The 25855-nt window shown below is 37.7% G+C and carries 26 protein-coding genes; 10 read left to right on the top strand and 16 right to left on the bottom strand.

Annotation, left to right across the window (positions count from 1 at the left end):
• Window positions 1-116 precede the first annotated feature (116 nt).
• Window positions 117-524, bottom strand: coding sequence for an energy transducer TonB (locus ACZZZK_RS12195; RefSeq protein ID WP_463484382.1), 408 nt, complete (start codon window positions 522-524; stop codon window positions 117-119).
• 186 nt (window positions 525-710) lie between these two features.
• Here ACZZZK_RS12195 and ACZZZK_RS12190 point away from each other — a divergent pair, with 186 nt between their 5' ends.
• The 4 genes from ACZZZK_RS12190 to ACZZZK_RS12175 all read left to right on the top strand — a co-directional run bounded on the left by ACZZZK_RS12190 (window position 711) and on the right by ACZZZK_RS12175 (window position 5214).
• On the top strand, window positions 711-1637 hold the full coding sequence (locus tag ACZZZK_RS12190; protein WP_463484381.1) for a lysophospholipid acyltransferase family protein: 927 nt from the start codon (window positions 711-713) through the stop codon (window positions 1635-1637).
• Between the two features lie 79 nt (window positions 1638-1716).
• On the top strand, window positions 1717-2634 hold the full coding sequence (locus ACZZZK_RS12185) for a lysophospholipid acyltransferase family protein (RefSeq protein WP_463484380.1): 918 nt from the start codon (window positions 1717-1719) through the stop codon (window positions 2632-2634).
• A gap of 31 nt (window positions 2635-2665) precedes the next feature.
• Window positions 2666-3850 (top strand): serine hydrolase domain-containing protein, encoded by a 1185-nt coding sequence (locus tag ACZZZK_RS12180; protein WP_463484379.1) that lies wholly within the window; start codon window positions 2666-2668, stop codon window positions 3848-3850.
• Between the two features lie 320 nt (window positions 3851-4170).
• Entirely contained in the window at window positions 4171-5214 is a 1044-nt protein-coding gene (locus ACZZZK_RS12175) for a hypothetical protein (protein WP_463484378.1), read from the top strand.
• A gap of 63 nt (window positions 5215-5277) precedes the next feature.
• On the opposite strand, the gene ACZZZK_RS12170 is transcribed toward ACZZZK_RS12175, so the two are convergent.
• The 4 genes from ACZZZK_RS12170 to ACZZZK_RS12155 form a co-directional block, all read right to left on the bottom strand.
• Complete coding sequence (locus ACZZZK_RS12170) at window positions 5278-5838, bottom strand: type 1 glutamine amidotransferase domain-containing protein (protein WP_463484377.1); 561 nt, start codon at window positions 5836-5838, stop codon at window positions 5278-5280.
• Between the two features lie 301 nt (window positions 5839-6139).
• Window positions 6140-6886: a glycosyltransferase family 2 protein gene (locus ACZZZK_RS12165; RefSeq protein WP_463484376.1), complete on the bottom strand. Its 747-nt coding sequence runs from the start codon at window positions 6884-6886 to the stop codon at window positions 6140-6142.
• 2 nt (window positions 6887-6888) lie between these two features.
• Window positions 6889-7980 (bottom strand): PDDEXK nuclease domain-containing protein, encoded by a 1092-nt coding sequence (locus ACZZZK_RS12160; protein ID WP_463484375.1) that lies wholly within the window; start codon window positions 7978-7980, stop codon window positions 6889-6891.
• Between the two features lies 1 nt (window position 7981).
• Window positions 7982-9262 carry a glycosyltransferase gene (locus ACZZZK_RS12155; RefSeq protein WP_463484374.1) on the bottom strand — a complete coding sequence of 427 codons (1281 nt, stop codon included), beginning with the start codon at window positions 9260-9262 and terminating at the stop codon, window positions 7982-7984.
• A gap of 74 nt (window positions 9263-9336) precedes the next feature.
• On the opposite strand from ACZZZK_RS12155, the gene ACZZZK_RS12150 reads away from it, so the two are divergent.
• From ACZZZK_RS12150 to ACZZZK_RS12135, 4 genes are all read left to right on the top strand, one after another.
• Window positions 9337-12525 carry a S41 family peptidase gene (locus tag ACZZZK_RS12150; RefSeq protein ID WP_463484373.1) on the top strand — a complete coding sequence of 1063 codons (3189 nt, stop codon included), beginning with the start codon at window positions 9337-9339 and terminating at the stop codon, window positions 12523-12525.
• 93 nt (window positions 12526-12618) lie between these two features.
• Window positions 12619-12873, top strand: a complete 255-nt coding sequence (locus tag ACZZZK_RS12145) for a hypothetical protein (RefSeq protein WP_463484372.1) — start codon at window positions 12619-12621, stop codon at window positions 12871-12873.
• Entirely contained in the window at window positions 12873-13145 is a 273-nt protein-coding gene (locus ACZZZK_RS12140; protein ID WP_463484371.1) for a Txe/YoeB family addiction module toxin, read from the top strand. Before ACZZZK_RS12145 ends, ACZZZK_RS12140 begins: the two co-directional genes overlap by 1 nt.
• A 78-nt stretch (window positions 13146-13223) precedes the next feature.
• Window positions 13224-13976 carry a methyltransferase domain-containing protein gene (locus tag ACZZZK_RS12135; protein WP_463484370.1) on the top strand — a complete coding sequence of 251 codons (753 nt, stop codon included), beginning with the start codon at window positions 13224-13226 and terminating at the stop codon, window positions 13974-13976.
• Here ACZZZK_RS12135 and ACZZZK_RS12130 read toward each other — a convergent pair.
• The 6 genes from ACZZZK_RS12130 to ACZZZK_RS12105 all read right to left on the bottom strand — a co-directional run bounded on the left by ACZZZK_RS12130 (window position 13971) and on the right by ACZZZK_RS12105 (window position 19695).
• Entirely contained in the window at window positions 13971-15419 is a 1449-nt protein-coding gene (locus ACZZZK_RS12130; RefSeq protein WP_463484369.1) for an alpha-L-fucosidase, read from the bottom strand. The two genes, ACZZZK_RS12135 and ACZZZK_RS12130, sit on opposite strands and share 6 nt — an antisense overlap.
• 42 nt (window positions 15420-15461) lie before the next feature.
• Window positions 15462-16376 carry a glycosyltransferase gene (locus tag ACZZZK_RS12125; RefSeq protein ID WP_463484368.1) on the bottom strand — a complete coding sequence of 305 codons (915 nt, stop codon included), beginning with the start codon at window positions 16374-16376 and terminating at the stop codon, window positions 15462-15464.
• A 55-nt stretch (window positions 16377-16431) separates the two neighbouring features.
• Entirely contained in the window at window positions 16432-16842 is a 411-nt protein-coding gene (locus tag ACZZZK_RS12120) for a GxxExxY protein (RefSeq protein WP_463484367.1), read from the bottom strand.
• 116 nt (window positions 16843-16958) lie between these two features.
• On the bottom strand, window positions 16959-17720 hold the full coding sequence (locus ACZZZK_RS12115) for a class I SAM-dependent methyltransferase (protein WP_463484366.1): 762 nt from the start codon (window positions 17718-17720) through the stop codon (window positions 16959-16961).
• An 11-nt stretch (window positions 17721-17731) separates the two neighbouring features.
• The gene (locus ACZZZK_RS12110; RefSeq protein WP_463484365.1) at window positions 17732-18379 is read right to left on the bottom strand and encodes a class I SAM-dependent methyltransferase; all 648 of its coding nucleotides are present in this window, start codon (window positions 18377-18379) and stop codon (window positions 17732-17734) included.
• Window positions 18376-19695, bottom strand: a complete 1320-nt coding sequence (locus ACZZZK_RS12105; protein ID WP_463484364.1) for a flippase — start codon at window positions 19693-19695, stop codon at window positions 18376-18378. The genes ACZZZK_RS12110 and ACZZZK_RS12105 overlap by 4 nt, the downstream gene beginning before the upstream one ends.
• A gap of 109 nt (window positions 19696-19804) precedes the next feature.
• Here ACZZZK_RS12105 and ACZZZK_RS12100 point away from each other — a divergent pair, with 109 nt between their 5' ends.
• Entirely contained in the window at window positions 19805-20641 is an 837-nt protein-coding gene (locus ACZZZK_RS12100; RefSeq protein ID WP_463484363.1) for a hypothetical protein, read from the top strand.
• Window positions 20642-20700: 59 nt separating this feature from the next.
• Here ACZZZK_RS12100 and ACZZZK_RS12095 read toward each other — a convergent pair whose 3' ends face one another.
• From ACZZZK_RS12095 to upp, 5 genes are all read right to left on the bottom strand, one after another.
• Window positions 20701-21399, bottom strand: coding sequence for a hypothetical protein (locus ACZZZK_RS12095; protein WP_463484362.1), 699 nt, complete (start codon window positions 21397-21399; stop codon window positions 20701-20703).
• Window positions 21400-21436: 37 nt separating this feature from the next.
• Entirely contained in the window at window positions 21437-21955 is a 519-nt protein-coding gene (locus ACZZZK_RS12090; RefSeq protein WP_463484361.1) for a hypothetical protein, read from the bottom strand.
• Window positions 21956-21976: 21 nt separating this feature from the next.
• On the bottom strand, window positions 21977-22666 hold the full coding sequence (locus tag ACZZZK_RS12085; RefSeq protein WP_463484360.1) for a YjjG family noncanonical pyrimidine nucleotidase: 690 nt from the start codon (window positions 22664-22666) through the stop codon (window positions 21977-21979).
• Between the two features lie 27 nt (window positions 22667-22693).
• Window positions 22694-23020: a low molecular weight protein tyrosine phosphatase family protein gene (locus ACZZZK_RS12080; RefSeq protein ID WP_463484359.1), complete on the bottom strand. Its 327-nt coding sequence runs from the start codon at window positions 23018-23020 to the stop codon at window positions 22694-22696.
• Window positions 23021-23084: 64 nt separating this feature from the next.
• The gene (gene upp, locus ACZZZK_RS12075; RefSeq protein WP_463484358.1) at window positions 23085-23732 is read right to left on the bottom strand and encodes a uracil phosphoribosyltransferase; all 648 of its coding nucleotides are present in this window, start codon (window positions 23730-23732) and stop codon (window positions 23085-23087) included.
• 188 nt (window positions 23733-23920) lie between these two features.
• On the opposite strand from upp, the gene ACZZZK_RS12070 reads away from it, so the two are divergent.
• Window positions 23921-25855: a glycoside hydrolase family 172 protein gene (locus tag ACZZZK_RS12070; protein ID WP_463484357.1), complete on the top strand. Its 1935-nt coding sequence runs from the start codon at window positions 23921-23923 to the stop codon at window positions 25853-25855.

Here is a 25855-nt window from a genome sequence, read left to right as displayed (position 1 = left end):
TTTAGGAAAAGCTGAGTTTGTCACTCTTTTGAATGTACGTCTTTCAACCAATTTAAATGGATGCCGCTTTAATAGAATTTCTGAAATTAATAGTGCGGCTCTGTTTTCGTTTGAAATCATTGAAGCGAAAAGTTTATTGGAAGAATAACTATACTGGATATTTTTCGTTTTGAACCTAATTCGTACGCTGGAATCCATTTAGGCATTAGCCTAATGACTCTTAAAGCCTCTTCATTGGTTCCGGTCATTCCCTTCAGAATTTTTTGTCCTGATATTTTTCCTGTTTTTTCTATAATAAATTGAACATATACCTTTCCTTGCCCGCACAAATTAGGACCAGGCCATTTCAAATTATGTTTTATAAAGTTTTTCAGTGCCGGATAACCACCGGGGAATTGTGCAGGAACTTCTAAAAAACGGTCATCATTATAAGGATAAATGATGTTTTCACTTTTTTTTATCTGTTGGGAAAATAAACTGAAAGTTATCAAGCAAAAAATATTCAACGCTAGAACCTTAATCATATCATCTTATAATTTATATAAAGATTCTTTTGATAATTAAATTCCATAATTTTCAATCGCTCGATTGATTTTCTGTCATCCCATTTTCAAACAACTTCACGGAATAAAAAACTAACATTTCCATGGCAGATGGGTTTAATTGTCCTTTTAATTTTGCTGGCATTACCAAACTAATCAATCCCATTTATGATTAATAAGAGCCTATCCTTTCTGGGAATATTTTTATTAAACGCACTTTCTCTTTTACCACTATTTCTACTTTATAGATTAGCTGATGCTTTTTATTTATTGATTTTCTACGTTGTTAAGTATCGTAGAAAAGTGGTGAGGGAGAATTTATACAATGCTTTCCCAGATAAAAGCGCATTGGAACTTAAAGCCGTAGAAAAAGCATATTACAAGTTTTTATCCTCGCTGTTTATCGAGATCATCAAAATGAAAAGCATCTCGAAAAAGGAGCTTAGTAAACGTGTAAAATTTAAAAATGCCGATTTAGTTGAAGCTTACCTTCAGAATAATGAAAGCGTACTTTTTTGCTCGTCGCACTATGGTAATTACGAATGGGTGTGTATGGCAATTGGTTTAAATTTTTCGGGGCAACACTATCCCATTTACAAGCCTTTAAGCAGCGAAAGTTTCGATCATTGGTTTTTAAACATGAGAAGTAAATTTGGCAATCACATGGTTGCCATGCGTCAAACTTTGAGGGCCATTCAGGCGAGTAAAAATTCAGCCAGTATGTTCACTTTCGGAAGCGACCAAGCACCATCAAAAGACGAGTCTATTTATTGGACTAACTTTTTACATCAGGAAACTTCTGTTCAGTTGGGCATAGAAAAGATTGCTAAAAAAACAAATAGACCAGTGTTTTATTTAAAAATCAACTATTTGAAAAGAGGCTACTATGAAGTGGATTGTGTTCCAATCTGCTTGCATCCCAATCAAACTCAAGAATTTGAAATCACAGAAATGCATACTCGTTTCCTTGAAGAAATGATTGAGGAAAAGCCGTCTTATTGGTTGTGGAGCCACCGTAGATGGAAATATAAACCACAGCCTAAACCAATTAGTTTATTAGAGAATGAGGGAGGCATTTCTGCTAGTTTGGCTTAAGTTTTTGATAAGAATGGCAAACACATAAATCTTTTTGAGTTTTTATCGTGTTTTCAGTTTTTGAATTAATTAATCTGATATGATTAAAAAGGGGATTTCCCATCTGGGGATATTTTTTTTAGGCGTATTATCGTTGCTGCCATTACCCATCTTGTATGCATTAGCTGATATGAGCTATGTGCTCATTTACCGGGTTTTCGGTTACCGTAAAAAAGTAGTTAGAACTAACTTAACCCGTGCCCTTCCAGATAAAACGTTAATCGAAATCCAACATATTGAGAAACGTTTTTTCAAATACCTTTCTACACTTATTTTCGAAATTGTTAAGATGAGCAATATTTCGAAAAAGGAGATCGAAAAACGTTTCGTTTTCAGGAATAAAGAGATCGTAAAAGCCTATCTCGATCGGGGCGAAAGCATTTTGGTATGTTCAGCACATTATGGTAATTGGGAGTGGGGCACTTTGGGAATAGGCTTAAATTTCAATGCAGATCATTATCCTATTTACAAGCCTTTAAGCAATAAAACTTTTGATAAGTGGTTTAAGAAAGTGCGTAGCCGATTTGGAAATAGGTTAGTGCCAATGCGCCAAACCATGCGGGCGCTTGCAGCCAGCAAAGGTGCCGCCAGTATCTTCAGTTTTGGCAACGACCAAGCGCCATCAAAAGATGAATCACATTATTGGACAAGCTTTTTGCATCAGCAGGCTTCTATTCAGCTTGGCATCGAAAAAATTTCGAGGAAAACCAATCAACCCATTTTTTATTTCAAGGTTAAGGTTTTAAAGCGGGGATATTATGAGGTGGATTGTGTGCCGCTTTGCTTAAATCCAGCAGCTACAGAAGAATTCGAAATTACAGAATTACATACTCGTTTTTTGGAAGAAATTATCATGGAGGAGCCTGCTTATTGGCTATGGAGCCACCGCCGGTGGAAATATAAACCGAAAGAGAAAGCGGCGAGTTTTTCGCATAAAGAAGTTCAGCAACAGGCATAATCTTTTATATTTGTCGCTGGAATCTATATTGATGAAAATCTTCAAAAAGGCATTATTTTACTTTTTCCTTGCTGTACTTCTTATTTTCGCAGGTCTATTTATCTGGCATCCGTATTTGATGCGGGTTTTATGGTATCGTACGCCTGATGCCAATACTTATAAGGCTTTTCCACAAGAAATTGTACATAAAAGCGATTCTGTGTTTCGTTTCTTTTCTGCTTCGAAAATGAGAATTGATCTTGATACTTTGAAAGTTCGGGATGGCAATAAACAGTTTGTTTCTTTTTCTGATTATTTCCAAAAGGGGAAATTAAAAGCCTTTATCGTCATTCGGAATGATAGCATTCTCTATCAGAAATATGCTGCGGGTTATAGCGACAGCACTTTAACTTCTATATTTTCTGGCGCCAAAAGTATGGTTTCTATTTTGCTTGGTGTGGCTTTGGCCAATGGCGATATCAAAAGTTTAAACGATAAGGTTAGCGATTATCTTCCGGAGTTGAAATCCAATCAGGCATTTGATCATATCACCATTAAAAACCTATTGGATATGAAATCGGGATTAGAGTTTAAGGATGCATTTGGTGGTGTTCTGAAAGCATTTTTTTCTGATGAAGCCAAATATTATTATACCCACGATATGAAAGCTGAACTGATGAAAGTGAGGCTGGTAAATAAACCTGGTACCGTTTGGAAATATAAAAGTATTGACCCAATACTATTAGGCTGGATTTTAGAAAGGGCAACGGGTAAATCTGTGGCTCAATCTTTTGAAGAAAATATCTGGCGAAAAATAGGAGCTGAATACAATGCCTCTTTCGGATTAGACCACATTAAGGGATTAGCCAACACTGCAAGCAGATTTCAGGTTACCGCTATCGATTTAGCTAAAATTGGTCGACTGTATCTCAATGATGGAAAGTATAATAATCATCAGATCATTCCAGAAGAATGGGTGAAACAATCCATTAGTATAGGCGCTGAGCAACCGGCATCGGCAAAAGGCTGGCAAAAATCTGCTCATAATTATTTGTGGTGGGTTCCGCAAACGGGCGGAAATGGAGATTATGCTGCTGAAGGGATGTTGGGGCAGCGACTTTATATCGATCCTAAAACGAATACCATTATTGTTCAGTTTGCTGCGGGTGGTGCTGGCGATTATCCATATCGGAAAATAAGCAGGTATTTGGCGGAAATGCCTTTTAGTTATCCTTAAAATTATTTAGCCGCAAAGTCGCAAAGTTTTTCGCAAAGAAACAAGGTTTGGATTTAACATTCATTCTATTAATATTGCAATGCTTTAGCAATTGCAATACCAAGCTAATATCTTTCTATCGCAGCTAAGAACCCCAAAAAATTTTACTATTTTTTGCATTAAGATCCCCAGTCAAGCTGAGGATGACGACCGTTCATGTTATCGGCCTATATAATCAGAAATTGAGAAATTTGTTAATCAAGCTTGATTATAAGCTTTACTTTCTCTGCGCTTGCTTTAAATTCTTTGCGTTTAATTTTTAAAACCCTACATTGCTTTCAATGGAAAATGACGACGTAAAAATCCTGAAAAAGAAACCGATTTTTCCGGTTACACAAGCATTGCAAAAGTACCTTCGTACTTATCAGCGTGAAGCTAAATTGCCTATCGGTTATAACGATTTGATGCAGTTTAATGAGGCATTTCCATTGATGGATAAATTTGGAAAAGATTCACTTTGGGAGGGACCGATTTATGCACAAGACCTCATCGAAACCCTGCATAACGGTTTAAAAGAAATATACGCCAACCTCAAAGCTTCTGGAAATCTTCGTATCGTTGAACATAAATACATTGATAAGATTGAGTATTGCACTTTCGGAAACACACATCCTTTCCGCATCAGGATCGTTAATCGCTTAAATGACGTTTACGATTATTTTTATATTAAAAAAGCTGATGCTTCGCGTATTTATGGTCTCGAAATGGAGGAAATTCTTTCCCCAAACCAGGTGAATTATTTAGTTGATGGCGATACTTTGGTAGAAGAACACATTGCAGGCATTCCAGGTGATGTTTTTACCAAAGGACAATTGTATACTCCAGAATTCAATCCGACGCGAATTGCAAAAGAATTCGTAAAATTTAATGAGCGCTGTTTAATTATGCTGTTGGGCGATATGAGGGCGTATAATTTTGTAGTTCAAATTACACCCGACTTTGATGATATTCAATTTCGCATTCGGGCAATCGACTTTGACCAGCAATTTTACGAAGGAAATTTGAAGGTTTACCTGCCTCAGTTTTTTAAGGAAAATTTGCCCTATGTTAAAATGAGTATGGAACAGCTAACCGAAAAAACCGTACTTCAATATCAGCAGGAAGAACGTTCTTCTATTGTGCATCGCGTACGCAGTGAGCGCCACCGTTTAACCGATTTGCGTGATGTTTCGAACAAGGAAGAATTAACTACGCCAGAAAATATTGCCGTTTTGAAACAAAGCATGAGCGATTATTTTAAGGACAAGAACTATTTAAGGTGCAAAAACATGACTGATATTATTGAATTGAATATTAAAAATATCATCCGCCAGGTTAAGTTATAAATAAAACGGTTGACAAATTGCCAACCGTTTTTTGAGTGAATCTAGAAAGAGCGTCGAAAACATTTAGGCGTGCTGTCCTTCATGTACGCCTTCGGCAAATTCCTCTACAATTTTATCGTTAAATGCTGGCAAATCTTTTGGAGTTCGGCTGGTTACCAAGCCCTGGTCAACTACCACTTCTTCGTCGCTCCAAATTGCTCCAGCGTTTATTAAATCCTGCGAAATATTTTTAACTGATGTTAATTTTCTGCCTTCCACAACATCAGCATTAATTAATGTTTGCGGGCCGTGGCAAATGGCTGCAACAGGTTTTCCAGCTGCAAAAAATGATTTCACGAAGGCAATTGCATCTTCATTTACACGCAATTCATCTGGGTTGATTACACCACCTGGTAAAAGCAAACCGTTATAATCATCAGCATTTGCTTCCGAGATGGTTTTATCTACATCAACTTCTATCGACCAGTGATCCTGATCCCATGCTTTAATTTTTCCATTTTTAGAGGAGATGATGTGAACGGTTGCCCCCTCTTCTTTTAACCTTTTTACTGGCTCGGTTAATTCAACTTCTTCAAATCCGCTTTCTGAAAGTACAGCTATTGTGCGGTTACTTAATTGTCCCATAATCTTTCTGTTTTTAATAGGTGATGTATTAAATACAGCTTTATAGGAATTTTTGTTTTTTGAAATTGCGATTGGGTTTGGAGTTTTTTCATTCTGAGGCACGAAGAATCTCTAGGCGATGAAAGCTAAACTTCAATTTAGTACAGTATAAATATTTGGGACATCGGTTAGTAGGTTGGGGATTCTTCACTGCGTTCAGAATGACAATCAAGCCGATAAAACGGATCTGCTGAGCCATAGAGAAAGAGCGATCTGACTTTTGATCTTTTAGGAGAATGATAAACAATTACTACTGAACTAGCTAATCATTCGTTCTTCTATGCTTAACAAAATAAAAAGCCAGATTACCTGCAATAACCAAGTGATTAAAAATATTCGGAATCAAACCATAATATTTAGTAAAGATATTAAACCGCTCTTTCAAGCTTTCGCGGTGTTTCTTCTTACTCATTCCGCCAACCAAATATTTGGCCACATAGCGATGTACATTCACAATGCTTGAAGCTTTTTTGGCAGCCTTAATAATCCAATCGATATCTGAGCTGTATTTGTATGCTAAATCATAGGGGGCTATAATGTTCCGGCGGATATAAATAGCCTGATGGCTGATGTTCATTCCATATTTAAAGCTCGTCCAGTCAAATTTTTCCGGCGCCTCATGTCTTCTTCGCCCCAGGCTTTCCCAATTATCATTGTACATTTCCGTTTCGCCATAATAAATATCAGCACCAGGGGCCGAAGCAAAAACATCCTCTACGGTTTGCTCATCATATATTTCATCGCCCGAATTCATAAACAAAACATAATCGCCGGTAGCCAAAGCGAGGCCTTTATTCATCGCATCATAAATCCCTTTATCAGGTTCTGAAACGATTTTGGAAATATTGCTTTTGTATTTTTCGATAATTGCTAATGTGCCGTCTGTAGATTTACCATCGATAATAATGTATTCTATTTGTGTATAGGTTTGATTGAGTACAGAGTGGATTGTTCGCTCAATATCCCGAACATTATTGTATACGATGGTGATGACAGTTAGTTTTGGCATTGTTAGTCCATTAATTTTTTAAGGGTTTCAACATCTGGCAAAACGCCTTTATATGCTGCCGGTAAAACATGACTGGTTTTATAAGTAGAAACACCCATTGCCTTATTAAAATCTCTAAAAGAAAACTCTACGATCTTATTTTTCTTTTCTTTACATAGAATAATTCCAATTGATGGTTGTTCGTGAGGTTGCTTTACATATTCATCTAAAGCTGATAAATAAAAATTCATTTTGCCCATATATTCAGGCTTAAATTTGCCGGTTTTCAGCTCAAAAACCACCAAACATTGTAAACGCCGATTAAAAAATAGAAGGTCTAAAAAGTATTCCTCATCTTCTACAATTAATCGATATTGATTGCCAATAAAAGCAAAATCTGATCCCAATGACATTAAGAATTTCTTGATATTTTGAACGATTTCACTTTCTAAAACCCGTTCATCTTTCTCATCACTATCTTCGATATTAATGAAATCTAATAGGTACTCATCTTTAAATGATTGCAGTGCTTTTTGCCTAGCTTCATCATTTGTAATTGTTTTGGAAAAATTATTGGGTAAGCTGCCAGTTTTTTGAAAAGTTTGATTTTTTAAATGGTTTTTCAGAGTGCTTAGACTCCAAAATTCTGTAGCAGTTTTTTGAATATAAAAGATTCTTTCTTCTAACGATTTTGTACTTTGTAATAGCTCAACGTGATGTGTGAAACTTACATTTGAAAAACTGTTTTCTAATTTGGCCGTCACTGACGGACTAAATGTAATCTCTTGTAAATCAATAGTTTTTAATTTGGCCGTCACTGACGGACTAATTAATAAATGTTCTTCCCACGACTCAAAAAAGAGTCTCATCCGTTTCATATTGGTTGCCGAAAATCCTCTTAAACCTGGTAGCTCAAGTTGTAAATCGGCTGATAGATTTTCGATAACTTTTGCACCCCATTTTTCTTCTTCAATTTTTTGGGAAATAAATTTACCTACTGCAAAATAAAGGGATAAAAGTTCTTTATTAACAAGAGCGGCAGCCCTGTAACGGCTCTGCAGAATTGCCGATTTTAAGGCCTTAATATTATCAAGATGGCTTTTAGCGAGTTCCATATTATTTCGGCTGTAAATTGATCAGGGTTTCATACAAGTGAATGTGTTCAGCTGCAATTACCTCTTCAGAGAAATCGGATAATATGCTTAACCTTGCAGCCTTTTGTATCTCTTCTTTATTTGGGCGATGATACAACCACTCGATCCCATTGGCTAAATCTTCCGCATTTTCATATTCGGCCAGGTAACCGTTTTGCATATGCTTTACCATATCTGGAATGCCGCCTGTAGTAAAAGCGATTACTGGTGTGGCACAAGCCAAACTTTCCATCACCGTATTGGGTAAATTATCTTCCAAAGATGGTGTGATGAAAGCATCAGCGGCTGAATAACATTTGGCCAAATGATCATCTTTATTAATGGTACCGAGGAAGGTCGTTTTGAAGGGGAACTCAGGCATTTCTACGTTCTCCTTATTTCCAAAAATAACCAGTTCGATATTTGATTTTTGAATGCCTGTGCGACGGGATAAAATTTCGAGCGCCTCGATTAAATAAGGCGTTCCTTTGTGTTTGTCGTTCTTTGAGGGCATAAAACCACTCATTAACACAAATTTATCAGGGTTAATTTTTAATATTTTTTTTGCTTCCGATTTTACATAAGGCTTGAACACATTCGTTTCGATGGTGTTCGGTATCACCGAAGTTTTCCGGGTGCCCAACAAACTGCTAAACTTTACAGATTTTGCCATCCAATTGCTGGGCGCTATAATATGGAAGTTTAATTCGCCGTAAGCTTTTTGTTTGCGCAACCAGGTTTTATGAGAGATATCATTATCACCGCTTATTTTCAAGATAGGGCAGTTTCCGCATTGATGATGAAAATTTTCACAGCCATACCTTACATGGCAACCGCCTGTAAAAGCGTTGCTGTCGTGAAAAGTCCAAACGATTGGTTTTTCCAATTCATCAAGCTCTGATAAAAATTTAGGCGTAAGAAAACCGTGGTTTATCCAATGCAAATGAATAATATCCGCATTTTTAACATCGGGATGATTTTTAATCGACCGGCCAAACCACTGCAAACTAAACGGCGTTTTAACCGATTTACTTAACCATTTCGCATAATATCTTTCTGACAAGATATTATAAACGGCCATCGCTTTCTGAATCGGTGTTTTGCTGAAGGTATCAATTTTTGGATTCTGCCCAAACTTATAGTAAACCAAAACCTTTGAATCAATTCCGCTGGCTTTTAGCGCATCGCTTAAGCGTAAACAGGCTCTGCCAGCTCCGCCATTCCCATCATAAGTATTTAGGTGTACAACTTTCAAATCAATCAAAAATACATTTTATTGTTTACGAATATAAAATCTGTTGTGTAATTTCATCCAACCAAAGCCAAACTAACAAAATCATGATCAAATCCCTATTAAAATCGCTCACAGCAATGGCGTTTTTGTTGCCTTGTCATTCATTTGCCCAAAATCAAACGTATTTTGCATCTTATCCAGCTTTAACGCCCGATGCGCAAACCATAGTATTCAGTTATGATGGCGACATTTGGAAAGTGCCAGTAAAAGGTGGGGTTGCCGATCGGGTTACGGCCATGCAAGGGGAAGAGATTAATCCAAAAGTATCTCCTGATGGGAAATGGCTGGCATTTTCTTCCAACCAATTTGGAAATAATGATGTTTATGTTATGCCAATAAATGGGGGTGAGATTAAACAAATTACCTTTAATGATGCATCTGATGAAGTGGATAACTGGAGTTGGGATTCGAAAACAATCTACTTCACTTCAGGTAGATACAATTCTTTTTCCAGCTATAAGGTGGGTATTAATGGCGGTACGGCAACACGTTTATTCAACAACTATTTCAATACTACGCACCATATTGCAGAGTCGCCTACAGGAGAATTGTTTTTTAACGATACCTGGGAAAGTATGCGGTTTCCTAACCGCAAGCATTATAAAGGCGCTTACAATCCTGATATTCAATCTTACAATCCTAAAACCAAAACTTATAAGCGCTATACCGATTACATCGGAAAAGATTTTTGGACCAGCGTTGATCGCAAAGGCAATGTGTTTTTTGTATCTGATGAAGGTAATGAAGAATATAATCTTTACACTTTTATTGGCGGACAGAAAACTGGCTTAACCAAATTCGAAACTTCTATCAAGCGTCCATTTGTTGCTGCAAACGGAACGATTGTAGTCTTTGAGAAAGATTATCAGCTCTACACCTATGATGTTGCTGCTAAGAAAACAGAAAAAGTAAGCATCAGTACATCAAGAAATCAGGTATTGAGTAAAGAGCAAGAGTATGATGTGAGGGCAAATATCTCAGCTTTTGATGCCTCAACAGATGGAAAAAAAATCGCTTTTATTTCTCGTGGTGAAGTTTTTGTAAGTGATGCTGATGGCAAGTTCGTTAGGAAAATTACGAATAGTGGTGAGCGAGCCTTAGAATGTAAGTGGCTTGCTGATAATAAAACTATTCTTTTTAGTCAAACAGCAAATGGTTTTCAAAACTGGTTTACCATTACCGGCGATGGAAAAGGGACGATTAAACAACTTACAAAAGATAAAGCGAACAATAGAGATATCACCCTAAATAAAGCCAAAACGATGGCGGTTTACTTAAGTGGGAGAAACGAGTTGAGGTTAATGGACTTGAAAACTTTTGATAGCAAGACCCTTGTAACCGATGAGTTTTGGGCTTTTCAAAATTCAGCGCCAAGTTTTTCTCCAAATGATGAATATGTTTTATTTACCGTCTATCGAAATTTTGAGCAAGATATCCTCGTTCATCATTTAAAAAACAATAAGACAATCAACCTCACCAATACGGGCGTAACAGAAACCGGCCCTTCATGGTCGCCAGATGGCAAATACATTTTCTTCACCAGTGCCCGCACGAAACCATCTTATCCAACAGGAATGTCGAATGCGCACATTTACCGCATGGCTTTGAACAATTACGATGAGCCTTACCGCTCGGATAAATTTGATGATCTATTTAAGGAAACCAAACCTGCCGAGGTTAAGCCAGCAATTGTTGAAACGAAAACCAAAAAAGGAAAGGCAGATACCACTAAAAAGAAAACCGAAGTAAAGCCAACGCCTAAACCCGCCGCCGTAATTACCATCAATACGCAAGATATTCTCGACAGAATTGAACTGGTTGGTCCTGCTTTTGGTGGGCAATTTGGTACAGATGCTTTCGCCAAGGGTGATAAAACCTACGTTTTCTATTCATCGAATCATGAGGGTGGCGCACCTGGTATTTACAGAACAACTATTGAACCTTTTGAAGCCAATAAAACGGAAAAAGTTGCAGATGGGGGTGATTATTCAATGGTTCAAGCTGGAGATAAGTTTTTTGTGCTTTCCAGAGGTGTGATCAACAAATATACTTTAGAAGGGAATAAGCTTGATAAGATCGATCATGGCTATAAATTTACAAGGAATCTAAATGCTGAATTTAACCAAATGTTTTATGAAACCTGGGTGGGTTTGGATGAAAATTTCTACGATGAAAAATTTCATGGTGTAGATTGGGAGAAGATGAAAACCCGTTATGCGGCCTATCTTCCCTATGTAAATAACCGCAGCGATTTAAGAATTTTACTGAACGATATGCTCGGCGAATTGAATTCATCGCACATGGGTTTTAATAGTGCAGGTGCTGAGGAAAGGAAGAACTTAACTTATACCACTAACGAAACCGGGATTATTTTCGACAATGAAAACCCTTTGAAAGTAGAGCGAGTTGCAGCAAAAAGCAATGCTGCACGTACCGGAACCAATATTTTACCAGGAGATATTTTAACCGAGGTAAATGGCGTTAAGGTGGATGAAAATATTGATCGCGATTATTACTTCAGCAAGCCATCATTAGATAAAGAGATGACGCTGACCTTTGATAGAAAAGGCAAACAGATTTATGTAAACATCCATCCTGAAAGTGCAGGAACTTTACGTGGGAATCTTTACGATGAGTGGATCTCGAACAACCGTAAGAATGTAGATAAATGGGGGAATAATCGCATTGCCTATTCTTATATGAAAAATATGGGTGGTGGTGAATTGGAAACTTTCCTTTTGGATATGGTCGCTCAGGAAGAAAATAAAGATGCCATCATTTTAGATTTACGCTATAATACAGGGGGCAATGTACATGATGAAGTGTTGAAGTTTCTTTCTCAACGTCCGTATTTGCAGTGGAAGTACCGTGGTGGTAAATTGGCACCGCAAAGTAACTTCGGTCCGGCAGCAAAACCTATTGTATTGCTTATCAATGAACAATCGCTCAGTGATGCAGAAATGACTGCTGCTGGCTTCAAGCAATTGAAATTGGGTAAAATTATAGGAACTGAAACTTATCGTTGGATTATTTTTACTTCAGCTAAAAGTTTGGTGGATGGATCATCTTATCGTTTGCCTTCATGGGGATGTTATACGATGGATGGTAAGAACCTCGAAAGCGAAGGTGTTAAGCCAGATATTTTTGTAAAAAATACCTTCGAAGATCGATTGGCCGATAAAGATCCGCAGTTGGAAAAAGCTGTTGCGGAAATTTTAAAAGATTTGAAATAAGGTTAATGAGCAGTAATGCTGCTACCAAATCCGACAAGAAATCTTAATTTTAATCTTTATATTTGTACCATAATGGTACACTAAAAGTTGGTTATGTTAGTAGTAAGTAGTAGAGAATTTCGAGAAAGACAAGCGGAGTATATGGATAAGCTTGATAATGGGGAGCAAATTATCATTCAGAGAGGAAAGAACAAGGCCTATGCGATTTCTCCAATAACTAATGAAGATATTTATTTCTCCCCGCAGGTGGTTCAGAAAATCAAGAACGCTATTCTTCAAGTAGAAGAAGGAAAAATATTGAAGGGCGGGAGTGGTGAAGAACTGGAAAATTTTTTTAAAAATTTGTAATGTATACCGTAGTGTTTACTTTGCAGGCTATTGAAGATTTAAAAGGACTTAAAAAATCAGAGCCCTTAGCGTTTAAAAAAGCACAAAAACTTATAACTGAATTATCTAATCATCCTAAAGATGGAACAGGCAAGCCAGAGCTGAAGAAATATGGTTTAGCTGGTTGCTACTCAAGGAGAATCTCCCAAAAGCATCGTTTAGTATATCGTATAGATGATGATAAGTTGATTGTATTAGTGCTTACATCTGCAGGTCACTACAACGATAAGTAATCAATGAGAAGGAAATTTTAGTTGAAGAGATATTTTCAAATTTTTCCGTTTCTTTGGCCTTTGGAATTATTTTAAGATATGGCGAATTTATTAACTGACAGGGATTTTTGGGTAAATTATTGGGAAAGTAAAAAAGGACTTGCAGTCCAAATTCCAGCAACTTATGTATTCCATCGCCAGCTCGGAGAAATTGTGGCTCAAAATAATGTTAAAACAGCTATAGAACTTGGCGGATTTCCAGGTTATTATGCCGTTTTTTTGAAGAAATATCTCAAGCTAGAGGTAACGCTGTTGGATTATTTTATTCATCCTCCTGTAGTGGTGGATTTGTTGGAAAAGAATGGCTTGAAAGAAAAAGATATTCATATTATCGAAACCGACTTATTCAATTATCACCCAGATCAGCAATATGATTTAGTGTTGAGTTGCGGTTTAATTGAGCATTTTAATGATACTGCCGATATTATAAACCGCCATATTGCCTTTGTAAAGCCTGGCGGAACACTTTTCATCACCCTTCCAAACTTTAAAGCGGTAAATGGCTGGTTCCAAAAAAACTTCGATAAAGAAAATTACGATAAACATAACATCGATAGCATGAACCCCGAATTGCTTAAATCCATTTGCGAAACAGCAGGAATGGACGAAGTTAAATCAGGCTACTTTGGCAGGTTTAGTGTTTGGCTCGAAAACGAAAGCCAAAAATCTGCCGGTGTTAAGCTTTTTAAAAAAGCCGTATGGTTAACGGGTAAAGTTTTTACTAAAATTATTCCCTTTGAAAGCCAGGCCTTATCCCCTTACATTATTTTGCAGGCAAAAAAGCCTTTATAAGCTTTTTTTATACAATCCGATTTCGCTCAAAGTGATACAAACCGGCGATTGAGTAATGTTGATCTTCACTTTGTTTGTGGTTACAGGCTGATCCAATTTGATTAATCTTTTGGCGCCAATACTGGTTCCATCGTAAATCTTTTTCCAGCTGTTATTCTCCAATATCTCAATATTGTAAGCTTCTATTCTTTGACCAAGCGGGATGTATTCTTGCAGGCTAACAATATCAAATGTTTTAGGCGATTTCAAATTAATCTCCAGGCTTGCAGTATGGTTATTATCTGTTGTGGCCCAATAAGTTTCCTTATTATTATCAATCAACTTATTTACGGAATAACTTTTTCGTGTATTACTGGCCGTTATGCTAGCATTTTTGGCAAAGTTATTCGCGAACGTATTTTTAACCATTTCCCCAAAAGTTTTTAGTGCTAACACATCATCATCATGTAACTGCCCCCGTGTATCTGGCGCTAAGCCTAAATCCAGACCGGCGCCTCGTCCAACGCTTTTTAAATACAGTTCGAAAAGCATTTCAGGGGATTTTGGTTTTTCGGTAGGATGATAGAACCAGCCTTTTCGCAAAGGAACATCACATTCTGCAGGCATCCAAAATTTACCGTTTCTTATTCCCTCAGGGCTCTCAGGATAGTTTGCCTGACCAGGTACTGCAACATTTTTTCCTTTTGGTGGCATTGGTGTAAAAGTAGCCCAACTGGTTTCCGCGGCATGCCCGTCTTCATTTCCCACCCACCTGATGTCTAGTCCGATGTCACTAAAAATATTGGCCATAGGTTGCATTTTTCTGGTAATGCCCCAGGTATTTGCCCAGTCATAATAGGTTGTGTTATCAATGGAACGTTTTTCTCGGGCTCCACCATAATAACCGTCACCACCATTTGCTCCGTCGTGCCAGCTCATAAATAATTCTCCGTAGTTGCCGTATAATTCTTTAAGCTGCGCTTGATAGATGGCTAAATATTTATCGGTGCCATAAAGCGGATTATTTCTGTCCCATGGCGAGCAATAAATGCCGAATTTTAAGCCAGCTTTTCTTACCGCCTGCTCCACTTCTCTTACCAAATCTCCCTTTCCATTTCGAAACGGACTTTTATTAATATTATAATCTGCTGTTTTCGTTGGCCATAATGCAAAACCGTCGTGGTGCTTGGCTACTAGAATAATTCCTTTTAATCCACCTGCTTTAGCTGCGGCAATAATTTGTTCAGCATCGAAGTTAGCTGGATTAAACGTCTTTGGGTCTGCATCACCAAAGCCCCATTCTTTATTCTCAAAGGTAGTAGGTGTAAAATGAATTAAGCCGTACACTTCTACATCATGCCAGCCAAGCTGTCTTTTTGATGGAAGAGCGCCATAAGTTTCAGGCGCATTTTGAGCATAGGTATTTATTGACAGGAACAGTAAAAACAGGGATATTATTCTCATATTGTTATCTTCGGTAAGCCAAATTACTAAGAATAAATTTGATTATTTGGAAAAATATTGAGCTAACTTTTCTCTTACAAAACGTTTCACCCTCAAAACCATATTTCCTTTTCTGGTGGATAGAAAGTGCTTGATGACTTGATAGGCTTTTTTGTCTTCCTCTATCACCTCTGGAAATTCAGTAATGGGTTTTGGGTTGATTACCACGTTATAAATATCGTTGATTCCGGAGTGCACACCAGTTCCGTCATGCCCAATATTATTCACCAGAGACTGGGATGGGTTTAGGGTTAATCCACCTTTCAAAAATATGGAAGCATACCAGCGAATAGCCCAACTGTTGTTTTTGCCTTTTTTAAATTCGAGCATCTGTTTCCAGAAATTCATTTTATTTTCTATCGAAAATGCCGATTTTTTCTTCTTATCAAATTGTTTGATGAGCGTATCAATGTTTGGCTCGAAATTCTTCCAAGCTCTCCCCCAGGTGGCCCATCCCCAACTGGTAGCGGCTCTGTAAAAAAATGATTGCGGTAAATCCTCTGCCTTTAAAGGATACATGTAGGCGCCGATATGCATTACTTTTTCTTCATCGCGATAGCGATTTAGGGCATCGTTAAAATACCTCAGCGTATGCGGTGAAATGATCAAATCATCCTCCAAAACGATCACTTGATCGTAATCCTTAATCAGTTTGGTTACGCCTTCTATCACGGAATTCGCTAAACCAGCATTTTCTTTTCGCTCAAATACCTTTACAGATTTAAAACCTTCAACTTTGTTAATCAGCGCTCTTACTTCTGCAACATTTTCTTCTTCTGATTTTGATTTTGCACCATCTGAAAATATAAACAAGTTGCTTTTGCCAGCTAAATCATTTTCCTGCAAAAATTTTATCGTACGTTCGGTATGTTGCGGACGATTGTAAACAAAAAGGGCTATTGGTGCTAGGTTTTGCATTGATGTTGTTTTTTCACCATTTAAGTGATGTAAGTTTCATTTAAGCCAAAAGGCATTAAAAAATTCTCTCGTATAATTCGTTTACATAGGTTTTTTGGCCTTCTTTAAAAATGTGGGTGCAATTGAAATTAATCATTAGTCCCATGGGTTGGTTTAATAGTTTCATATAAGTCAAAAGTTGCGCAATATGTATAGGCGCAACTGTATTTACTGATTTGAGTTCTACGACCAATGTGTTTTCGATTAATAAATCACATCTTAATTCAGCTTCAAGTTGGAGACCTTTGTATTCTATAGGAATGCTCAATTCGGTTTCAAAACTTAGGCCCTTTATTTGTAATTCATGCATCATACATTTATGATAGGTGCATTCTAATAATCCTGGTCCTAACGCTTTATGAACTTCAATTGCAGCGCCATTAACTTTGTAAACCAAATCCTTCAAATAATCTCTTGTTAAAAACATAATTCCTAATTCATTAAAATGAGTATGGATGTATTTGAAAAGGGAGATTTACTTAATGTTGGTACAAAAACTTATATTTTCTTATATTCCTTATATGGTCAATTTTTCTAAATACTTTAAAATATATGCAGATTTTGATCTGACTTTTGCGTCAAAACTGTATACGCATTTGCAAATTGCTCCTGCTTCTTTCTGCCCAATAAATTACCTAACGTTTTTTTAATTTTGTACTCCAGCTCGATCTTTAAATTCTTAGCAAAGGTTTCCGGGGCCTTCCTGTTGATGAATTCGTTAAACTTTACGGTTTCTGGCGCTGTCATCGAAACCTTATCTTCCAGAATTTCCAATCCTTCGCTTTGCAATAAAAACCGCAATGAGGTTGGCGTATACATATTAATGTGGCCATAATCCAAAAAGTGTTTCATGCGGTTATCTACGCCAAAACGGTAATCTTTTGGTACTTCAACCACAATATATTTGGCTACCCTTTTCAGTTCGCGAAGCAGGATACGCTCATGCTCTACATGCTCCAAAACGTGAGCGAGAATAATCAAATCGAAGCTATCATCTGCGTAGGGGATCTTATATCCATCGAAAGTCTGCGCTTCCTTTAAATGAGATAATTTTCTGTCGTTAATGATATCTACACCACTTTGGGCAATTTCCAAGGCATAAAGTTCGGGCGCAAAATTCCAATCATTTAAAAAATGCAAGATACTACCATCGCCAGCACCAACCTCCAAAACCTTTTTCGGTCGAATGCCTTTACAAACATCAACAATGTTTTTGGCCTTATATTTAGCACCAAGCATGCGCCAGGCTACATCACTGTTGGTGTAAAAATTATCGTAGGCTGTTTTAACTTCTTCGCTTAACATAACATTGGAGATTAAATGCCCAAACAATTATCGGCTTTATAAAAAACCGATGTTGCTTTTTCATAAAATAAGCCCGGAGAAATTCCGCTAAAACTAAGTTCCTTAAAGCCTTCTTCTTTTAAAAAAATGCGGGCAGGATCATAAACTTCGCGTTCGCTATCATCTAAAACAACTACGCCCGTTGGGGTTAAAGCCTCTAAGCTGTATCGGCAGCATCGTACCCGATCGCGGCCATCAACGATAATGATATCAAATTTTTTGCCTAACAAAGCGGCCTTTTTTGCATATTCCCCATCGCGTTGAAGCTCGCAAAAGATCATTTCTGCATTTGCCGGACTTGTTCCTTTTACCTTATCAAACCAGCCTTTATCATGCTCAACAGAGGTTACAGATCCGGCTTTCTCTGCATAAAAAATAGTAGAATTTCCAGATCCATATTCGAAAATATGTAGAGATTTATTGATCCGTTCTTTAATAAAATCGATAAAGGAATAGGTTACCCAAGGGAGTGCTTTGCCCTTCCCATCAACCGCTTGTTTTTTATCAAAGGCCGTGAACCATCCAATGCTGTTCAGATAACCTTTATGTCCGTATGATAGTAATGCTTTTAGCCTGTTAGGTTTTGCAATTAATGTAGAAAGTGCTTTTAAAGTGCTCAACGTTTTAATATTTTTTGAAATGCTGTGATCAAAAATAATGATTTTAACATCATTATTCCTTGTTGACGGGTTTTAGGGATGAGTAAGATATAAAATGCGGAGCTTGAACAGGCAATCAATGTTGCAATTGATGCGCCAACGCCTGCATATAGCGGGATTAACCATAGATTAAGAAGTATATTTATTATTGCGCCAACTGCAGTTCGGTAAAAGGAGATTTTAGTAAAACCTTCAGCAAGAAGAAATTGTGAGCTGGCGCTTCCTAAAAAAACAAACACGCCAGACCAGATATGAATGGGTAACATATTTTCTGCTCCTGCAAAGCGATTATCATAAATAATATCGATAATAATATTGGAGCTGAAAGTGATTATGAGTGCAACAGGTAGGCTTATCGCCACCAGTAAATCATATAAATTTTGCAGTCGTTTAATATAGCGGGCATGATCGGTTTTCCTGGCATGAATTAAAGCCGGAAAAACTGAAGTTACAATTGCAACCGGAATGAAATACCAGGCTTCGCTAATTTTTGCTACAGCACTATATATCCCGACGGCTGCACTTCCTTCACTTTTTAACATGACCTGATCGATCTTCATGTAAATAGAAACCATTACCGCTGATAATATTAACGGTGCTGATTGTTTCAATAACGATTTCGCCCGTTCTTTTTTAAAATGCCATTTGAAGATGCTAAATCCCTTAGAATGATACCTGATTGTTAATCCCAATGCCAGAATAAAACCATCGAAAACGAGTGCCCACGCAAACCATATTACTGGCACCTTTAAATACACGAGGATAATTTTAAAAACCGCAGAAGCGATTACGCAAATATTTTGAACCTGAACAACATATTTTGATTGCACCTGCGATTGAAAATAAGAATCGACTACGTTGAAAGATTTAAAAAAAGCTGCAAATGAAAGCAATGCCACTACATACGTTAAGGGTTCTCCAGGCTTATCAGAAAAATGATGGAACAATAAATACAAACCTATTGAAACAGGGATCAAGAGCAAGTTAACTGTTAACCTTAATAATAGAGAAGTTCCGAGTATTTCATCTTTTTTTGTAGGATCATTTATTATTTCCCGAATCACGAAGGTGTCCAATCCTAACGCTCCAATTGCAGCAGCAATCGCAGTAAAAGCATCGGCAAAGCTTAAATCCCCAAATGAAATCGGCCCCAGAAATCTGGCGACCACGAAGCCAACAATCATACTCAGGATGCGGCCAAACATCAGCCAACCCGTATTTTTTAAATACTTGTTAAATGCTTCTTCGTCAAATCCTTTTATAGTAGGTAACTTCATTAGCGCAAAGATGTAAAAAAATGTTTATCGCCAGATGAAGTATCCAAAAGTCAGTGAAAAACATTTGATAAATATGAGCGTTAACATTATACATTAATAACCAAATAAGATGAAACAGATCAAAATTATTTCCTGCTTTATTATTCTTGTTGTTTTTGCGTCTTGTAAAAAGAGTAATGAAAACCCAGTTTCGGCAAATGAGCCACCTTTAACCTGGCAAGAACATTGGTTTGAACATAACCAAGTGGTTAATCGGGTATTTTTCAATGATGATTTAGCAGTTTATTTTGATAAAGATGTGAATAAATCCATTACCTGGCCAAACGATTACCTAACCAAAGTATGGCAATATACCCGAAATGTTTATGGCGATTTTGGTCAGGATAAACGCTTGTTTGCCATTTTCCATACCGCGAAATATAGTGGCGGTCATCCTTCAAATTATTTCGAAGCCAGTCATGACAATCGAAATGTAATTGATGTGGGCTTATCAGATGCGAATGCCTGGGTTGGTTTTACCGCTGGCGAAAAAGACATTGTAACCCATGAGGTGGGTCATATTGTTGAGTTTGCATCAAAAGGAAAACATAACTCTCCAGCTTTTAAAATTTGGGGCGATAGCAAGTGGATGGAAATTTATCAGTACGATGTTTACAAAAAGCTGGGGATGACTGCTGATGCCGATCGTTGGTATAATAAATGTATGGCTACAGTTGATAATTTCCCGCGGGCAAATACGCAATGGTTTAAAAATTGGTTCTATCCAATATATGCCAATAACGGAGGAACTGCTACTTTAAATAGGTTTTTCGTGTTGTTGTCCCAAAATTTCCCGGCAAACGGAAGCGAGTACTCAAGGGACATGAACTGGGGAGAGTTTGTTCATTTTTGGAGTGGCGCTGCAGGTGTAAATTTGAAAGCTCAGGCTACTACCGCCTTTGGCTAGACAAGTGATATGGAAAATCAATTCAATAAAGCCAAAACTGATTTTCCGAATATAAAATATTAACTCAATGGCGCACCAACGGCAATATCGCATCGGTGTCCTGATTCACCATGTTTTGGATTTAGTTTAGCCCCAGTCTGGTTTTCCGCAGTTTTTACAGTTGCTGGTGCAAGAGTAGTTGGAGATGAGCTAACTGTCATTGCAGGTTGAACCGGTTTAGAAGTCAATGGCGCACCAACAGCAATATCACATCTATGGTTTGGTTGACCATGCGGAGGATTCATTCCTTTAGCCACTTTGGTGTTTATAGTTTGGGTCACCACTGGCTTGCCCGTAATTGCTTGTGCTGCTTGAACAGGTTTCGAATCTAATGGTGCACCAACAGCAATATCGCATCTGTGCCCTGGTTCCCCATGTTTAGGATTTAAGTTTTTTCCACTGCTGTTGTCTGTAGCTGTTTCTGTTACGTTAACTGCTACGGGCTGTGCTTGCGTAACGGGTTGTTGAGCTTGAGCCGTTGCGGCTTGATTCAATGGTGCTCCTTCTGCTAAGGCACAAGTATGGCCTGGCTCGCCATGTTTAGGATTAAATATTAATGTTTTGCCCGTGTTCTGCGCTGTAGCCGTGGCAGTATGAGTGCCTTTCTGCAATCCTTCCAGCCCACCGGGAGTAGCAACAACTGCGTTTTTCTCTTCTTTTTTTTCGCTATTGCACGAACATAAAATCGTCAAGGCGAATAGATAAAATAGGTGTTTCATAAAACTCAAGGATTTAATCAAATATGAGCAAATATTTTTATCGTTTAAAACTGTCCTCAATTCTAACCAACTGTTTTAAATGGTGCTTGAGATGAATTTCGATAAAACGAAGCCATTGTTTTGCATTTAAATATCCTAAACGAGGATGTTTGGTTTTGATCGTTCTATCGGCTGTTGCAACCAGAGGGTAAATTTTACTTAGCGATTCCTCAAATTCAAGAATGAAGTCTAAAGCTTCGGCTTTCGTTATTTTTTTTACTCGATCTATTAACCGTTTAGGCACTTTATATTTTTGCGACGGAGGGAAGGCGCCGAGAAATAAAATAACCTTAACTGCAAAATGAGTCGCTTCCTTTTCACCTTTGCCCTGAGCACTATTCTCTAAAGCGATTAGCGATAATAAGCTGGCATCGAATATATGCGAATACACCTCGCTATAACTCCAACCATTTATGGGTGGGGTTACCTGAAAAACTTCATCATCATAATGTGCTAGTTTGCTTTTATAAGCATCCACAATTTTATGTATTGATGTATTTACTTTGGAGCTTGTCATTTAATAAAGATAAAATAACAATTAGAAAAGCAACATTAATTCTTTCAAATGAGTAATTTGTTTGGCTACATCGGCAGGTTTTTCCTTTTCTAACGGATTGAAGAAAATAGCTTCCATACCAAAATTCAAAGCGCCATATATATCTGCTTCCAAACTATCGCCAATCATGATGCTCTCTGCCTTTGTTGCTTTGGCCTTATCCAGTGCATATTCGAAAATTTGTGGGTTTGGTTTATTAACGCCCACATCTTCAGAAATAATTACGTTTTCGAAATAAGGATTTAAATTGGATAAATTCATTTTGGTCAATGTCGTTTCCTTAAATCCATTTGAAATAATATGCAAAGAATATTTTTCCTGTAGATAAGCCAAAACTTCTTCAGCAGCCTCAAAAAGATTAGTCTTGGTTGGAGAAATACTGACGTAATCATCTTCAAATTGGTGCGGTACCGAATCGGGGTGAATCCCCAATTGAATAAAGGTTTTGCTAAAACGTTCTGCCCGTAAAAATTCTTTGGTAATTTTTCCAAGGTGATAATCTGCCCAAAGCTGATGGTTGTTCTCCGTATATTTTAAAATGAAATCGGAGCATGATAGTAGGCCAAGTTCCTTTAATTTATGGGTATGATAAAGTTCGTTCAAGGTTTCTTCGGCATTCCGATCAAAATCCCAGATGGTATGATCGAGGTCGAAAAAGATGTGTTTCTTCATTAAAATGTTTTTACAAAAGTAGATCATCTATGTTAATAATAGATAGTCTTTCGTTTTAGTTTGTAATTCTTCAATTAAACTCTCATCCATGTATTGATAATCATCTGGAATGTCCAGAATGATAATCCGCTTATTTACAATCTCATCATTAAACTTTTCAGCTATTCTTTGTTTATGTTTTTTTTCCATTACGAAGATGAGATCTGCCCATAATATATGGCCTGAGTTTAATTTGATTCTGGCAGATGGCGCAGTGCCTGCAGAGCGAATCTGGTGTTGACTGTGGTTTTTAAAAATTGTCTCCGCAGTTGCACTACGCCACTTATTTCTACTGCAAACAAAAAGAATGTTCATGTTTTTTAGCCCTGTTTATTTTCTTGCTACATCCTGCTTTATCCTTAAATCCTTGTAATCTTGATTACACTTTCTCTCCATAAGCCAAATCTCCGGCATCGCCTAGGCCTGGAACAATGTAAGATTTGCTGGTCATCTCCTCATCAATGGCTCCCAGCCAAAGTTTAGCCTTTGGGAGGTTGGCTTTTACGTGAGTTACGCCTTCGGTACTGGCAATAGCGGCTACAATGTGCAGCTCGGCAATACGATATCTATTCATTAATTCTTTGCAGCACATCACCATGCTTTGTCCGGTGGCTAACATCGGGTCGGCCATAATTAATATTTTACCATCCAAATCCGGAGTAGAGATGTAATCCATTTGGATCACGAAGTCGCCGCTTTTTTTAACTTTTCTATAAGCGGAAATGAAGCAACATTCCGATTTATCAAAGGTGTTCAATAGTCCTTGCTGCAAGGGTAAGCCCGCTCTTAAAATGGTAGCCAGAACAGGTTGTTGCTCCAAAACTTCGCATTGCGAAACCCCTAAAGGCGTAGTAACATCTTTAGTAACATATTTCATCGATTTACTAATTTCATAGGCGAAGAACTCTCCAATACGTTCGAGGTTTTTTCTAAAACGCATCGAATCTTTTTGAATGTTTTCATCACGAAGCTCGGCGATGAACGTGTTTGCTATGGATTTTGTCTTGCTTAAATCGAAAGTTGTCATTTTGCAGGTTTTGGGTAAGGGTATGGCTAATTTATTGTTTTTGATTGGTAAATGGGTAACATCTTTATGGCTAATTAATCAAAATGGCATTTTATATTGCTTAGCCAGAGAATAATTTTTAATTTACTCATCGCATCACTAAAACGTATTAGTTAGGCGATAACCAAGTATTTTCTTAACCTCAGTTTATGAATTTAGCTAAGCTTCGTAAAATCTTTACCCTTACTTTTATAGTTCTATCTTCCGTGCATGTTTTTGCTCAGCGCAAAATCATCAGCATTCAATCTGAGCTCGGAGCGATGATTAATCTTTCTGATTTGCCAAAATATACCGATGCGGTGGTCAAGCAATTTTCATCTTATGATACAACAGGGAATAACGATGATGGTTTTAGCGGGAAGTATTCCTTTATTAGAAAAAATGCAGATGGAAGCTCGGTTATTTTCGAAGATAAGGGGGCTGGGGTCATCAATCGGATTTGGACACCAACGCCCACCAATGATACACTCGATTTTTATTTTGACGGAAGTAAAAAGCCTTCTTATTCCATCCGTTTTGCAGACCTGTTTTCTGGCAAAGTTTCGCCCTTCAATCTTCCCCTGTGTGGCAACCAGATTGGAGGTTATTTTTGCTACTTCCCAATCCCCTACAAAAATGGATGTAAGGTAGTTTTTAGAGGTAAGAAACTTGAGTTTTACCAAATTCAATATCGCAATTTTGGCAAGTCAGCTACTGTAAAAACATTTAATCCAGCTTTATCTGCTGATGAGAAAACAGCTTTGGAGAAAATTTCTACAACTTGGGCAGATATCAAGGGACAAAATCTTTCGGTAAAAAACGCCGAAGCATTTGCAGTCGATAAAATCCTTAATCCCGGTGAAAGCGTTACCTTATTAAGTGTAGATAAGCCCGGTCGCTTTGTTGGTTTTGAAATGGAAAATGCCCTTCTATTTGAAGGATTAAGCAAACTTATCGATATTAAAATTACCTGGGATAATGAAAGCCAGCCTGCCGTTTACATGCCGCTGGCCGACTTTTTTGGCTATGCTTTTGGTCGGGTATCCATGCAAAGTCTGTTAGCAGGGACCGCCAACAACATCAACTACAATTATTTTCCAATGCCCTTTGATAAAAATGCGAAGGTGGAATTAATGTACCGAAAAGCCACATCGGCTGAAAAGGCAGAGCCGCTAAGAATTAAAGCAAAATGGTATTATTTACCCCTGCCACGGAACTCAAATACGGAAGGGAAATTTTACACTTATTGGAACCACGATAAAAATGCAGCAATGGGTAAGCCACATGTTTTTTTGCAGGGAGAGGGTAGAGGGCAATATGTAGGCACTATTTTGCAGGCGCAAGGTTTAAATCCAGGGATGACGCTATTTTTTGAAGGAGATGACTACACTTCAATTGATGGGAAAATGACCATGCATGGAACTGGTTCTGAAGATTATTTTAATGGAGGTTGGTATGCTTTGCTCGATCGGTGGGACCGGAAAATGAGCCTGCCTCTACATGGTTCGCTGGATTATTCCTTGCCCTTCAGCCGAACCGGGGGCTACCGCCTGTTTTTAACAGATAAAATGCCCTTCGAAAAAAGTATTCTCCATACCATTGAACATGGTCCGGAGCAAAATAATAAACCTGTCGACTATACATCCGTAGCATTTTATTATGCCGATAAAGCCATCTCCACATCAGCTAAACCTATAAATGAAAACACTTTGGTTTACCTTCCGGATACCATGATGGTGTATCCACAATTGATGAATGTTAGTTTTAACGGGCAAGCCACTATCAATGGAAACAATTTTATTTCTACCACAGGGGCACAAATCAGAATAGATTTACAGGAAATTCCCAACGGGAAATATAAACTTTTTGCCGATGTTGAAACTGCACCCGATGGTGCAGAAATTACTTTCTGGCAACGGCAAACACAGGTGAGCCAACCCATTTCCTTTTACAGCAGTCAAAAAGAAACCAAAAAGAAAATGTTTTTATGCGATGTAGAAATCAGTGAATTTCAAAATACGGTAACGCTTCATTTCAAAAACGATAAAGAGAGAAACAGGCTAAATATTGACCGACTAATTTTGATAAAAACAAAGAATTTGTGA

This window comes from Pedobacter sp. AC163, from assembly GCF_979258665.1.
Note: the sequence above shows the minus strand (reverse complement) of the source record. Positions and strands in the feature narration are given on the sequence as shown.

What these genes read in the sequence shown, in the direction of transcription:
- ACZZZK_RS12195 (WP_463484382.1), bottom strand. Translation starts at nt 524, where the DNA reads ATGATTAAGGTTCTAGCGTTGAATATTTTTTGCTTGATAACTTTCAGT.
- ACZZZK_RS12190 (WP_463484381.1), top strand. Translation starts at nt 711, where the DNA reads ATGATTAATAAGAGCCTATCCTTTCTGGGAATATTTTTATTAAACGCA.
- ACZZZK_RS12185 (WP_463484380.1), top strand. Translation starts at nt 1,717, where the DNA reads ATGATTAAAAAGGGGATTTCCCATCTGGGGATATTTTTTTTAGGCGTA.
- ACZZZK_RS12180 (WP_463484379.1), top strand. Translation starts at nt 2,666, where the DNA reads ATGAAAATCTTCAAAAAGGCATTATTTTACTTTTTCCTTGCTGTACTT.
- ACZZZK_RS12175 (WP_463484378.1), top strand. Translation starts at nt 4,171, where the DNA reads ATGGAAAATGACGACGTAAAAATCCTGAAAAAGAAACCGATTTTTCCG.
- ACZZZK_RS12170 (WP_463484377.1), bottom strand. Translation starts at nt 5,838, where the DNA reads ATGGGACAATTAAGTAACCGCACAATAGCTGTACTTTCAGAAAGCGGA.
- ACZZZK_RS12165 (WP_463484376.1), bottom strand. Translation starts at nt 6,886, where the DNA reads ATGCCAAAACTAACTGTCATCACCATCGTATACAATAATGTTCGGGAT.
- ACZZZK_RS12160 (WP_463484375.1), bottom strand. Translation starts at nt 7,980, where the DNA reads ATGGAACTCGCTAAAAGCCATCTTGATAATATTAAGGCCTTAAAATCG.
- ACZZZK_RS12150 (WP_463484373.1), top strand. Translation starts at nt 9,337, where the DNA reads ATGATCAAATCCCTATTAAAATCGCTCACAGCAATGGCGTTTTTGTTG.
- ACZZZK_RS12145 (WP_463484372.1), top strand. Translation starts at nt 12,619, where the DNA reads ATGTTAGTAGTAAGTAGTAGAGAATTTCGAGAAAGACAAGCGGAGTAT.
- ACZZZK_RS12140 (WP_463484371.1), top strand. Translation starts at nt 12,873, where the DNA reads ATGTATACCGTAGTGTTTACTTTGCAGGCTATTGAAGATTTAAAAGGA.
- ACZZZK_RS12135 (WP_463484370.1), top strand. Translation starts at nt 13,224, where the DNA reads ATGGCGAATTTATTAACTGACAGGGATTTTTGGGTAAATTATTGGGAA.
- ACZZZK_RS12130 (WP_463484369.1), bottom strand. Translation starts at nt 15,419, where the DNA reads ATGAGAATAATATCCCTGTTTTTACTGTTCCTGTCAATAAATACCTAT.
- ACZZZK_RS12125 (WP_463484368.1), bottom strand. Translation starts at nt 16,376, where the DNA reads ATGCAAAACCTAGCACCAATAGCCCTTTTTGTTTACAATCGTCCGCAA.
- ACZZZK_RS12120 (WP_463484367.1), bottom strand. Translation starts at nt 16,842, where the DNA reads ATGTTTTTAACAAGAGATTATTTGAAGGATTTGGTTTACAAAGTTAAT.
- ACZZZK_RS12115 (WP_463484366.1), bottom strand. Translation starts at nt 17,720, where the DNA reads ATGTTAAGCGAAGAAGTTAAAACAGCCTACGATAATTTTTACACCAAC.
- ACZZZK_RS12105 (WP_463484364.1), bottom strand. Translation starts at nt 19,695, where the DNA reads ATGAAGTTACCTACTATAAAAGGATTTGACGAAGAAGCATTTAACAAG.
- ACZZZK_RS12100 (WP_463484363.1), top strand. Translation starts at nt 19,805, where the DNA reads ATGAAACAGATCAAAATTATTTCCTGCTTTATTATTCTTGTTGTTTTT.
- ACZZZK_RS12095 (WP_463484362.1), bottom strand. Translation starts at nt 21,399, where the DNA reads ATGAAACACCTATTTTATCTATTCGCCTTGACGATTTTATGTTCGTGC.
- ACZZZK_RS12090 (WP_463484361.1), bottom strand. Translation starts at nt 21,955, where the DNA reads ATGACAAGCTCCAAAGTAAATACATCAATACATAAAATTGTGGATGCT.
- ACZZZK_RS12085 (WP_463484360.1), bottom strand. Translation starts at nt 22,666, where the DNA reads ATGAAGAAACACATCTTTTTCGACCTCGATCATACCATCTGGGATTTT.
- ACZZZK_RS12080 (WP_463484359.1), bottom strand. Translation starts at nt 23,020, where the DNA reads ATGAACATTCTTTTTGTTTGCAGTAGAAATAAGTGGCGTAGTGCAACT.
- upp (WP_463484358.1), bottom strand. Translation starts at nt 23,732, where the DNA reads ATGACAACTTTCGATTTAAGCAAGACAAAATCCATAGCAAACACGTTC.
- ACZZZK_RS12070 (WP_463484357.1), top strand. Translation starts at nt 23,921, where the DNA reads ATGAATTTAGCTAAGCTTCGTAAAATCTTTACCCTTACTTTTATAGTT.